The sequence below is a fragment of the Pseudomonas sp. M30-35 genome (assembly GCF_002163625.1).
GTDB lineage: Bacteria > Pseudomonadota > Gammaproteobacteria > Pseudomonadales > Pseudomonadaceae > Aquipseudomonas.
This window is the reverse complement of record NZ_CP020892.1, coordinates 579,546-591,121: the sequence shown is the minus strand read 5'-3', so window position 1 is coordinate 591,121 and position 11,576 is coordinate 579,546. Positions and strand designations below refer to the sequence as shown.

Sequence of the window (11,576 nt, the reverse complement as noted above, 5' to 3'; positions counted from 1 at the left end):
AACTTCAGGGTGCTGATCAAGATGACAGCCAGCGGCTGCCAGAGAACAAATCAAACCGCAGCGTTGTAAAACTGCTCACTGCTTTTCTGTTCGACCAGTGCTTGCTCGATGGCGGCTTGATGCACTTCATCGGCGTGCTCTTCGCGCTCTTCTGGCTTGATGCCCAAACGCGCAAACAACTCCATGTCTTTGTTCGCTTGCGGATTGATTGTGGTCAGCAATTTCTCGCCATAGAAAATCGAGTTGGCACCCGCAAAGAAGGCCAGTGCTTGCATTTGATCATTCATCGCCTCACGCCCTGCCGACAAGCGCACGTGGGATTTAGGCATCATGATCCGTGCAACGGCGAGGGTGCGGATAAAGTCGAACGGATCGACGTCCTTTTCATTCTCCAGCGGCGTGCCTTTAACCTTGACCAGCATGTTGATGGGCACTGACTCAGGATGCTCCGGCAAATTTGCCAGCTGGATCAATAACCCTGCGCGATCGTCCAACGACTCGCCCAGCCCCAGAATGCCGCCCGAACAAATTTTCATCCCGGCATCACGCACATGCGACAGCGTCTCTAAACGGTCAGCATAAGTGCGGGTAGTGATGATATTGCCGTAGAACTCTGGCGAGGTATCGAGGTTGTGGTTGTAGTAATCCAGCCCGGCCTCGGCCAGCGATGCCGTTTGATCTTTGTCGAGCTTGCCCAGAGTCATGCAGGTTTCCAGGCCCAGCGCTTTCACGCCTTTGACCATTTCCAGCACGTAGGGCATGTCTTTGGCTGATGGATGCTTCCACGCCGCGCCCATGCAGAAGCGGGTTGAGCCGATGGCTTTGGCATCAGCGGCCGCTTGCAGGACTTTCTGAACTTCCAGCAGTTTCTCTTTCTCAAGCCCGGTGTTGTAGTGGCCGGACTGTGGGCAATATTTGCAATCTTCCGGGCAGGCGCCGGTTTTGATCGACAACAACGTAGAGACCTGCACCCGATTTTGATCGAAATGCGCGCGGTGCACAGTCTGCGCATTGAACAGCAAGTCGTTGAACGGCTGCTCGAACAGTGCCTTAACTTCGGCTAGCGACCAGTCGTGGCGAGTTGCGATGGATGCGGTGGCATTCATGAAGAGTTCCTTCGACGCTCAACTGCGTCTGTTGTCAGGGTTGCGGGCCAAGCGCCGCGAATCAGGCTTAAGGCATCATAAGTTGTGTTTCGACGCTGTCAACCCGACGCAAGACACAGGTTGACAACTGATCAAATATTAACCAGACCATATCAATCTCAAGGAAGAGTGTTTTGGCTATTTGGCAAAGGTTGAAACATCAGCTCGAAGCTCTTCAACCCTGCTTGAAGTGTTTGCTCTGTGATGAAACCACTGAAAGCAAGCGTCTGCCGATCTGCACCGATTGCGAGAGCGAGCTGCCGTGGTTGCGCGAGCATTGCAGTGTCTGTGCATTGCCCATGCACGGCGCTGGGTTGATTTGTGGCGAGTGCCAAAAACATCCGCCGGTGTTCGACAAAGTTGTCGCACCCTGGAGTTATAGCTTTCCGATCGACAGTATGATCAACCGTTTCAAACACCACGCTCAGTGGCCATTGGGACGATTGCTCGGCGACTTGCTGGGCGATTATGTGCAGCACAACTTTGATGATGGCTTGGCCCGTCCCGACTTGCTTTTGCCTGTTCCGTTGACCCCGCAGCGTCAGCGTCAACGCGGTTTTAACCAGGCACAAATGCTTGCCGCAAGTTTAAGCAATCACCTGCACATTCCTGTGTTAAACCACGGGTTAACCCGCATCATCGAGGCACCAGCACAGCAAGGATTGGACGCCGCCACCCGTAAAAAGAATCTGCGCAAAGCATTTTTAGTCGCGCCAGAAACGCAGGTTCAAGGACTGCACCTCGCGCTGGTGGATGACGTATTGACCACCGGTGCCACGGCGCAAATTTTGAGTCGGCTGTTATTAAAGGCAGGTGCAGCGCGGGTTGAGATTTATTGCTTGGCGCGTACCCCAAAACCCGGAACCCTGCTTGACTTGTATTGAGCAAATAGCCACCGTTGAAACCTTCTTCTCACACGTCAACCCCCTATGTCGCTGACCTCCGTGCTCGCCCAATACATTGCTCGCCGCCCGCAGCGCATCGCCCTGCTCCAGCATATTTCTGAGCAAGGCTCGATCACCCGCGCCGCCAAAAGCGCTGGTCTCAGCTACAAGTCAGCTTGGGATGCGATTGATGAACTGAACAATCTGGCGCAAAAGCCATTGGTTGAACGCAGCGTTGGCGGTAAGGGCGGCGGCGGCGCACGGTTATCGCTTGAGGGCGAACGCGTTCTACGCCTGTACCAACGCTTACAAGCACTGCAAGCTCAGGTGCTGGAAGCCGCTGAAGATATCGGTGATCTGGACTTACTAAGCCGCCTGATGATGCGCACCAGCGCACGCAACCAGTTGCATGGTCAGGTCGTGGCAATCGACAGCCAGGGCCGCAACGACGAGATACGCCTCGAACTGGCAGGCGGCCAATATTTGACGGCGCAGATCACCCACGACAGCACACAAACCCTTGAGCTGGCAGTCGGTAGCCAGGTGATTGCTTTAATCAAGGCGGGCTGGCTGGAACTGCAATCGCTGCAACAGCCCGAAACGCCCGGATATAACTGCATGCAGGGTCGGATAGAAGAACTGCTGAGCGCGCCGGACAGCCCGACTGAAGTCAAAATCACTCTGCCAAGCGGTCAAACTTTATGCGCACTGGCCCAGCCGACACAGCTCGAGGAGTTGCAATTGGCGATTGGCAGCGCTGTGCGTGTGCAGTGTTCACCAACTCAAGTTCTGCTTGGTACACCAATTTAAGGCAATCACCCTGCTTGCAACAATTTCGTCATAGTCGCTGATTAAGGTACAGCCATTCTTGGCACGGAGCCTTACTGTGATGAAGCGTTTAGAAGACAACCAATTAACCGATCTAGAACAAATGAGCGGCATCAGCCGCCGCCGTTTTATCAGCGCGGGTGCCTTGTGCGGCGCCGCCATGTTCCTGGGCGGCAACCTGCTCAGCCGCAGCGTGCTAGCCGCCAGCGTCGGCAGTGCAAACAGCACCCTGCTCGGCTTTGACAGCATTGCAATCTCGACCGCAGACACGATCACTCTGCCGGCCGGATACAAATCATCGGTGCTGATCAGTTGGGGCCAGCCTTTATTAGCTAACGGCCCGGCATTCGATCCAACCAGCAAAGATTCAGCGGCCGCTCACGAAGTACAGTTCGGTGACAACAACGACGGCATGAGTTTCTTCCCTTTCGCCGACGATGAAAACCGCGCGCTGATGGCAATCAACAACGAATACACCAACTACCGCTATTTGCTCGAACACGGCGGCTTGCCGAAATCCTCCGAGGAAGTTCACAAGGCGCTGGCCAGTGAAGGTTTATCGGTAATCGAAGTGCAAAAAATATCTGGCAAGTGGCAATTTGTGCAGGGTTCAAAATACAACCGCCGTATTCACGGCAACACGCCAATCAGCGTAAGTGGACCAGCTGCAGGCCACGACTTGCTGAAAACCGCAGATGACCGCACAGGCAAACATGTTCTCGGCACCTTCCAGAACTGCGCCAACGGTAAAACGCCTTGGGGCACTTACCTGACCTGCGAAGAAAATTTCGACGATTGCTTCGGCAGCACTGACCCGGCGCAACAGTTCGATGAGGCTCAATTGCGTTACGGCGCCTCCATCACCGGCGACGGCAACGACTGGCACCTGCACACCCCCCGCTTTGACATGGCCAAGAACCCCAACGAGTTCAACCGCCACGGATGGATCGTCGAGATTGATCCATTCGACCCACAATCCACTCCGATCAAACGCACTGCGCTGGGCCGCTTCAAGCACGAGAATGCGGCATTTACCGAGACCAAAGACGGTCGCGCGGTGGTGTACATGGGCGACGATGAGCGCGGCGAGTTCATCTACAAGTTCATCAGCAAGGATAAAATCAAACGCGGCAAGGGTCGGGATGCCGTCAAGCACAACCAGCACATCCTTGATCAAGGCACGCTCTATGTTGCGCGCTTCGATGCGGGAGACAAAAACCCAAACCTGCCTAAAGGTCATGGTCGCTGGGTTGAGTTGACCTTTGGTAAAAACGGGCTGGATGCCAGCAATGGCTTCAACAGCCAAGCCGAGGTGCTTATCCACGCGCGCCTGGCAGCCAGCACAGTGGCTGCAACTCGAATGGATCGCCCAGAATGGCTGGTGGTCAGTCCTAAAGATGGCCAGGTTTATTGCACCCTGACCAACAACATTAAACGGGGTCAAGCCGACCAACCGGTGAATGGTCCAAACCCTCGTGAGAACAACATTTACGGGCAGATTCTGCGCTGGCGCGAAGCCAATGACGATCACGCCTCGACCGCCTTTACCTGGGATCTGTTTGTAGTCGCAGGTAATCCTGTGGTGCACGCCGGCCAACCTACCGCTGGCTCAACAAACATCACCCCGCAAAACATGTTCAACAGCCCGGATGGCCTGAGCTTTGATGACGCTGGCCGTCTCTGGATTCAGACTGACGGCGACAGCAGCAATGCTGGTGACTATGCGGGCATGGGCAATAACCAGATGCTCTGCGCCGACCCGGACACCGGCGAGATCCGTCGCTTTATGGTCGGCCCCGTGGGCTGTGAAGTGACTGGCATCGCCTTCGCGCCGGATCAACGCACGATGTTTGTAGGCATTCAACATCCGGGCGAAAATGGCGGCTCGTCCTTCCCTGAGCACCTGCCCAACGGTAAACCGCGCTCGTCGGTCATGGTTATTACCCGTGAAGATGGCGGCATCATCGGCACCTAGACTCGCTAGGTAAATAGCCTGCACCTGCAATCGCCACGACGGATGATCACACTGTCATCCGCCGTGGCGCTCACCGCAACAACGCGCAGCTTGTCCGCAACTGAACACTTCCCCCACGCAACGCGGATTCAGCCGCCCAAATCTCTTAACCTGCGTTACCATGATCGGTCGAACGCGGCGACCTGCTGCGCGCAGGAGATTTCATGTCCCATCCTTTTGCAGCACTGACTCAAGACTTGGTTCTCGACGCCGTCGAAAGCATCGGCTTTCTCAGCGATGCGCGGGTATTAGCCCTGAACAGCTACGAAAATCGGGTATATCAAGTCGGCATTGAGGATGAGACGCCGATCATCGCCAAATTCTACCGTCCGGATCGCTGGACTGACGCGGCGATTCGTGAAGAACACAGCTTCACCTTCGAGCTTGCTGAATGCGATGTTCCCGTGGTTGCGCCTATGCAACGCGACGGCGAAACCCTCTTCGAGCACGCAGGCTATCGCTTCACTTTGTTTCCGCGTCGCGGTGGCCGGGCGCCAGAGCCGGGCAATCTCGACCAGCTGTATCGGCTCGGCCAACTGCTCGGTCGGCTACATGCAGTGGGCGCAACCAAACCCTTCGCCCATCGTGAAAGTTTAAAGGTCGAGAACTACGGCCACGCATCACTAAAAACCTTGCTCGATGGTGGCTTTATTCCAAAGAGCCTGCTGCCAGCCTACGAATCGGTTGCCCGTGATTTGCTCAAGCGGCTCGACACTCTATTCGCCAATAATCCAGTCACCGCGATTCGCCTGCACGGTGACTGTCACCCCGGCAACCTGCTGTGCCGTGATGAAACCTTTCACATGGTTGATCTCGACGACTGTCGTATGGGCCCGGCCGTGCAGGACCTGTGGATGATGCTGGCCGGTGAGCGCCACGAGCGCCTTGGCCAACTCTCGGAATTAATGGATGGTTATCAGGAGTTTCACGATTTTAATCCGCGTGAGCTGCCATTGATTGAAGGCCTGCGTTCCTTGCGCCTGATGCATTACAGCGCATGGCTGGCGCGACGCTGGGATGACCCGGCCTTCCCGCACAGCTTCCCTTGGTTCGGCAGCGAGCGTTATTGGGGTGAGCACATACTGATGCTGCGCGAACAATTGTCAGCGCTGGATGAAGAGCCGCTCAAGCTGTTTTAAGTCACCAGAAAGTGGCGGGAACAACTCATAACGTCGTGCCGAACAAAAGGCGCGACGCGGCGTATCGGTGCAGTGCAGATGTAACAAAAGTCTTACGCTTATCACTCCGGCAGCCGACAATAAAAACCTGAGCACACAGACAAATAGCGCTGCACACGACTAGAATCAGGAATCTATCGTTAGCACCCTAAGTAAGGATTTCCATGTCCACCGCAAACCCACAGCGCGGGTATATTCTGGGCCTTAGCGCCTACATTATCTGGGGCTTGTTCCCACTGTACTTCAAAGCCATCGCCGAAGTGCCTGCGTTGGAAATTGTCGTCCACCGCGCCGTCTGGTCGGCTATCTTTGGTGCGCTGTTATTACTGGTCTGGAAGCATCCGGGCTGGCTGCGCGAACTGCGCGAGAACCCCAAGCAATTTGCGGTGCTGGGTTTTAGCGGTGTATTGATCGCCAGCAACTGGCTGGTTTACGTTTGGGCGGTTAACCATGGACGCATGCTTGAGGCCAGCCTGGGTTATTACATCAATCCATTGATCAACGTCTTGCTTGGCTTACTCATTCTTGGCGAACGCCTGCGCCGCCTGCAATGGATTGCTGTGGGTTTGGCCGCGGTGGGTGTACTGCAACAACTGTGGCAAGTCGGCAGCATCCCGTGGGTTTCGCTGGTATTGGCACTGACATTCGGTTTCTACGGATTGATCCGTAAACAAGCACCGGTTAAAGCACTACCGGGGTTGGTGGTAGAAACCTGGATTCTGTTACCGCTGGCGATTGCCTGGATTGCGCTCAATCCAACTGCGGTGAGCAGTAATCCTGAGTTTTGGACAACCTCTGAGGCGTTCTGGCTGATCGTTGCAGGCCCCATCACCTTGGTGCCGTTGGTGTGCTTTAACGCTGCAGCACGTCATTTGCCCTACACCACCCTGGGATTTCTGCAGTACCTGGCGCCCACGTTGGTGTTGCTGCAAGCGATCTTCTTGTTTGGCGAACACTTCGACTCAAGCAAGCTGCTGGCGTTTATCTGTATCTGGGCCGGTTTGGTGATTTACAGCGTCGATGCGTGGTTGACCATTCGTCGAGCCAAGATTCGCTAGCCCGCTATCGGTTTTGGGTGCGGCCAATCGCCTGCACTCAAACCCTTACAGCCCAGTTGCGCACAAAACCTGATCAAAAAATGATCAGCCAGCGGCAAGCCTAGTCGGCCGTAGCTTGCAGCCAGTCATCCCAAACTTATCCACAGAACCATCCCCGGCCTTTGTGCACAAGCGCTTGAAACTGTTGGTTTTTTAACCATATCGCGGAAAGCTACGCGGCACTAGCAGGTGATCCAACTAACCTCAGGTTATCCACAGCCCTGCACACACAGACCGTGGATATGTTGAAACCCGCGTGATTAATGGTCGGTTTTGATATTGAGCTCCACCATCAAATCATCTGCCAGCGTCTCCAACTGAGCTTTCAGCTCATCCAGTGACAGCTCCAGCGGCACTGCGAGCATCGACTCCGCATGAAATATCGGCTCGCTGCTCATCGGTGCGGGCATCACTTCGGTTTGCAGGCTCTCAACGTTAACGCCAAGCTCAGTAAGCAAGCGGGTGATGTCACGAACAATACCAGGACGGTCATTACCAACCAGATCGAGCACGATCGGCTTCCAGTTGCACGAAGGCTCAGCACCGCTTTCAGCCAGCAGGACACGAATGCCGTGAGCATTCAGCCCCTGCAGCGCGGTTACCAACTCGGAGTGTGACTCAGCAGGCACAGCCACGCGCAGTATCCCAGCAAACTGCCCAGCCATTCGTGACATGCGGCTCTCAAGCCAGTTACCGCCATGATTAGCCACACATTGAGCAACGCGTTCAACCAGCCCTGGTTGATCCTGAGCAATAACGGTTAATACCAGATGATCCATTGCAGGCCTCTCTTTGTTGTGACATCTATAAAGGAGATTGAAGCAGCACATTCAGGCAGGCCGCTGCAGTTCCAACTACTGGCTAGGCACAGCCAACCAGTAGGTATAAAACGCTTCATCCCGAACATACCCGAGTCGCTGATAAAGTGCTTGTCCCGGGTAATTATTCTTCGCGGTCTCCAACTGCAAACCACACGCCCCACTGGCCTGTGCATGATCACGCGCAGCATTCATCAACGCTTCGCCAATGCCTTGACGGCGTACGGTCGGATTCACATATAAATCACTGAGCAACCACATCGGTGCCAAGGCCAGCGAGGCGTAGAGTGGGTATAACTGCACGAAGCCTTGTGCGTTACCGGTATCGTCGCGAGAGATGAATATAGTTGAGTTACCTTGTTCAATCCGTGCGGCCAGAAACTCGCGAGCGGCATTGAGCGGTTTATCCACCTGATAAAAAGTTAGGTAATCAACAAATAAGTGGCTCAGCTGGTCGAGATCACCCGCAGTCGCCTGAATAATGTGCATGTTTTGGGTTCCCGGTATCTTCCAGAAGTATAGGCTGGCTGCCGTTTTGCTGCGGTGGAAATAGCAAAGAAGATCAGCGCAACAAATCGTGTACCGTTTTATCTGTTTTATGAAACAATATCGCTTTGTTTTGCATGCACAATGTTCCAGCCGTGACTGCTAAGCGATTTCGGGTCGCATAACGACGCGCCCCACTGATTTTCCATAGATCTTGATGTAGTATGCCGCGACTTGGACTACAAGACTGAGTCCCAAGCCCTAAGGAACCTCTGAAAAAGGTAGCGAGCGACGATAGTACAAGGTGCAACGACCAACGGGAGTAGCAGCCAAAGGCTGGCCCGAAGGGCGAGCGCTAGCGAGTCAAAAAATGTGAAAAAGCGACCGAGGTCGCGCTCGACTTTACGTGCTGTAAATGAGCATTTTGAGCAGTTTTTTAACGCAGCAAGGGCTGCCCCAGTAATATCTAGCGCAGTAGTTTTTCAGAGGTTCCTAAGCGGCTATTAAGTAAAGCTGAGCAGAGTGAGGCAAGTGATGACTGAACGCGTTCAAGTCGGTGGCCTGCAGGTCGCCAAAGTGCTGTTCGACTTCGTTAACAACGAAGCCATTCCTGGTACCGGTATTTCCAGCGACAAGTTCTGGACCGGCGCCGAAGCGGTAATTAACGAACTCGCACCGAAAAACCGTGCCTTGCTGGCCAAGCGCGACGAAATCCAGGCTCAGGTAGATAGCTGGCACCAGACTCGCGCCGGTCAGGCGCATGATGCCGTTGCCTACAAAGCATTCCTTGAAGAAATCGGCTACCTGCTCCCGGAGCCAGCTGACTTCCAAGCCACTACCACTAACGTCGACGAAGAAATCGCCCGTTTGGCCGGCCCGCAGTTGGTTGTGCCGGTGATGAACGCACGCTTCGCCCTGAACGCATCCAACGCCCGCTGGGGCTCGCTATATGACGCGCTCTACGGTACTGACGTTATCAGTGAAGAAGGCGGCGCCGAAAAAGGCAAAGGCTACAACAAGGTTCGCGGTGACAAGGTTATCGCCTTCGCTCGCGCCTTCCTCGACGAAGCAGCGCCATTGGCAGCGGCTTCACACATTGATTCGACGAGCTACAAGATTGCCGATGGCAAGCTGGTTGTCGGTCTTAAAGGCGGCAGCAATACCGGCTTGCAGGATGATGCACAGCTGGTGGGCTTCCAAGGTGACGTTAACGCACCGATAGCCATACTGCTCAAGCACAATGGTTTGCACTTTGAAATCCAGATCGACGCCAACAGCCCGGTCGGTAGCACCGATGCTGCAGGTGTTAAAGACGTGCTGATGGAAGCTGCGCTAACCACCATCATGGACTGTGAAGACTCGGTTGCCGCGGTTGATGCGGACGACAAAGTAGTGATCTACCGCAACTGGCTCGGCCTGATGAAGGGCGACCTGGCGGAAGAAGTCGCCAAGGGCGGTACCACGTTCACCCGCACCATGAACCCGGACCGCGTCTACACCAAACCCGATGGCAGCGAGTTGAGCCTGCACGGTCGTTCGCTGTTGTTCGTGCGTAACGTGGGTCACCTGATGACCATCGACGCAATCATCGACAAAGATGGTTTTGAAGTGCCAGAAGGCATCATGGACGGCCTGCTGACCAGCATGATCGCCATGCACAACCTCAACGGCAACACCAGCCGCAAGAACACGCGCACCGGCTCGGTTTACATCGTTAAGCCGAAGATGCATGGCCCCGAAGAGGTCGCCTTTACCAGCGAACTGTTCGGCCGTGTTGAAGAGGCCTTGGGCTTAGCGACTAACACGCTGAAAGTCGGCATCATGGACGAAGAGCGACGCACCACGGTTAACCTCAAGGCTTGCATCAAAGCCGCCCGCGAGCGCGTGGTATTCATCAATACTGGCTTCCTCGACCGCACTGGTGACGAAATCCACACCTCAATGGAAGCTGGCGCCGTCGTGCGTAAAGCCGCCATGAAAGCCGAGAAGTGGATTGGCGCTTATGAAAACAATAACGTCGACGTTGGCTTGGCCACTGGCCTGCAAGGTCGTGCGCAAATCGGCAAGGGCATGTGGGCCATGCCGGATCTGATGGCGGCGATGCTTGAGCAGAAAATTGGTCACCCGATGTCTGGCGCCAACACTGCCTGGGTGCCATCACCTACCGCGGCAACCCTACACGCCTTGCATTATCACAAGGTCGATGTGTTTGCCCGCCAGGAAGAACTGAAGAGCCGCACGGCTGCATCAGTGGATGACATTCTGACCATTCCTCTGGCCAGCAACACCAACTGGTCGGCTGAAGAAATCCAGAACGAACTCGACAACAACTCACAGGGTATTCTGGGTTATGTCGTGCGCTGGATCGACGCCGGTGTAGGTTGCTCGAAAGTGCCGGACATCAGCGATGTTGGCTTGATGGAAGACCGCGCAACCTTACGTATCTCCAGCCAACTGCTGGCCAACTGGCTACGTCATGGCATCGCCACGGAAGAGCAGATTGTCGCCAGCCTCAAGCGCATGGCGCCAGTGGTTGACCGTCAGAACGCTAACGATCCTTCGTATCGCCCCCTGGCTCCAGACTTCGACAGCAACATTGCCTTCCAAGCGGCATTGGAGCTGGTCGTTGAGGGTGCCAAGCAGCCAAACGGCTACACCGAGCCGGTCCTGCACCGTCGTCGTCGCGAGTTCAAGGCCAAAAACGGCCTCTGAGTTTAGCGACTAAAAAAAACCGCCCAATTGGGCGGTTTTTTATTTAAGCAAATAACTTTCGTGCTGTATATCGTCGAAAGCACAAAATAACGGTGTATTAAGTACGGGGCACCACCGTCAATAGAAAAGTACTTTAGAAACAATGAACACCACTTAAAAGCAATTACACATTATGTAGCACTATGCCTGCATAGCCAGCACTTAGCCATTAAACTTAAGTTAGCTGCAACACCCCGAACAACAGTACAACCCAAAGGACAACCTATAAATAAACTTAAAACTGCAGGGAACTCATTATTAATTACCGGCAAATCTGAAAAAATCTTTCAAATCTTACAGCCCCGTCGAAAGTACTGAAATAATTAGTGCATCTACAGATTATTAATAGCACGCACAACAGTCTATCGAAATGCC

Annotated in this window: 9 protein-coding genes; 6 read left to right on the top strand and 3 right to left on the bottom strand. The window is 54.5% G+C overall.

Translation table 11 applies throughout. The features are described 5' to 3' along the window. Positions 1 to 50 precede the first annotated feature (50 nt). On the bottom strand, positions 51 to 1,106 hold the full coding sequence (gene bioB, locus B9K09_RS02595; protein WP_087515388.1) for a biotin synthase BioB: 1,056 nt from the start codon (positions 1,104 to 1,106) through the stop codon (positions 51 to 53). A gap of 173 nt (positions 1,107 to 1,279) precedes the next feature. Here bioB and B9K09_RS02590 point away from each other — a divergent pair, with 173 nt between their 5' ends. The 5 genes from B9K09_RS02590 to rarD all read left to right on the top strand — a co-directional run bounded on the left by B9K09_RS02590 (position 1,280) and on the right by rarD (position 7,107). After that, complete coding sequence (locus B9K09_RS02590) at positions 1,280 to 2,029, top strand: ComF family protein (RefSeq protein WP_087515387.1); 750 nt, start codon at positions 1,280 to 1,282, stop codon at positions 2,027 to 2,029. 45 nt (positions 2,030 to 2,074) lie between these two features. After that, on the top strand, positions 2,075 to 2,839 hold the full coding sequence (locus B9K09_RS02585; RefSeq protein ID WP_087515386.1) for a TOBE domain-containing protein: 765 nt from the start codon (positions 2,075 to 2,077) through the stop codon (positions 2,837 to 2,839). 79 nt (positions 2,840 to 2,918) lie between these two features. Next, complete coding sequence (locus B9K09_RS02580) at positions 2,919 to 4,832, top strand: PhoX family phosphatase (RefSeq protein WP_087515385.1); 1,914 nt, start codon at positions 2,919 to 2,921, stop codon at positions 4,830 to 4,832. Positions 4,833 to 5,035: 203 nt separating this feature from the next. Next, positions 5,036 to 6,010, top strand: coding sequence for a serine/threonine protein kinase (locus B9K09_RS02575; RefSeq protein ID WP_087515384.1), 975 nt, complete (start codon positions 5,036 to 5,038; stop codon positions 6,008 to 6,010). 203 nt (positions 6,011 to 6,213) lie between these two features. Then, the gene (gene rarD, locus B9K09_RS02570; RefSeq protein ID WP_087515383.1) at positions 6,214 to 7,107 is read left to right on the top strand and encodes an EamA family transporter RarD; all 894 of its coding nucleotides are present in this window, start codon (positions 6,214 to 6,216) and stop codon (positions 7,105 to 7,107) included. Between the two features lie 299 nt (positions 7,108 to 7,406). Here rarD and B9K09_RS02565 read toward each other — a convergent pair whose 3' ends face one another. Continuing rightward, positions 7,407 to 7,925: a glycine cleavage system protein R gene (locus B9K09_RS02565; protein ID WP_087515382.1), complete on the bottom strand. Its 519-nt coding sequence runs from the start codon at positions 7,923 to 7,925 to the stop codon at positions 7,407 to 7,409. Between the two features lie 75 nt (positions 7,926 to 8,000). After that, on the bottom strand, positions 8,001 to 8,453 hold the full coding sequence (locus tag B9K09_RS02560; RefSeq protein ID WP_087515381.1) for an N-acetyltransferase: 453 nt from the start codon (positions 8,451 to 8,453) through the stop codon (positions 8,001 to 8,003). Between the two features lie 531 nt (positions 8,454 to 8,984). Here B9K09_RS02560 and B9K09_RS02555 point away from each other — a divergent pair. Continuing rightward, the gene (locus B9K09_RS02555) at positions 8,985 to 11,162 is read left to right on the top strand and encodes a malate synthase G (protein WP_087515380.1); all 2,178 of its coding nucleotides are present in this window, start codon (positions 8,985 to 8,987) and stop codon (positions 11,160 to 11,162) included. Positions 11,163 to 11,576 lie beyond the last annotated feature (414 nt).

Coding starts and splice junctions, on each gene's coding strand:
- B9K09_RS02585 (WP_087515386.1), top strand. CDS start 2,075: ATGTCGCTGACCTCCGTGCTCGCCCAATACATTGCTCGCCGCCCGCAG.
- B9K09_RS02565 (WP_087515382.1), bottom strand. CDS start 7,925: ATGGATCATCTGGTATTAACCGTTATTGCTCAGGATCAACCAGGGCTG.
- B9K09_RS02560 (WP_087515381.1), bottom strand. CDS start 8,453: ATGCACATTATTCAGGCGACTGCGGGTGATCTCGACCAGCTGAGCCAC.
- rarD (WP_087515383.1), top strand. CDS start 6,214: ATGTCCACCGCAAACCCACAGCGCGGGTATATTCTGGGCCTTAGCGCC.
- B9K09_RS02580 (WP_087515385.1), top strand. CDS start 2,919: ATGAAGCGTTTAGAAGACAACCAATTAACCGATCTAGAACAAATGAGC.
- B9K09_RS02555 (WP_087515380.1), top strand. CDS start 8,985: ATGACTGAACGCGTTCAAGTCGGTGGCCTGCAGGTCGCCAAAGTGCTG.
- bioB (WP_087515388.1), bottom strand. CDS start 1,106: ATGAATGCCACCGCATCCATCGCAACTCGCCACGACTGGTCGCTAGCC.
- B9K09_RS02575 (WP_087515384.1), top strand. CDS start 5,036: ATGTCCCATCCTTTTGCAGCACTGACTCAAGACTTGGTTCTCGACGCC.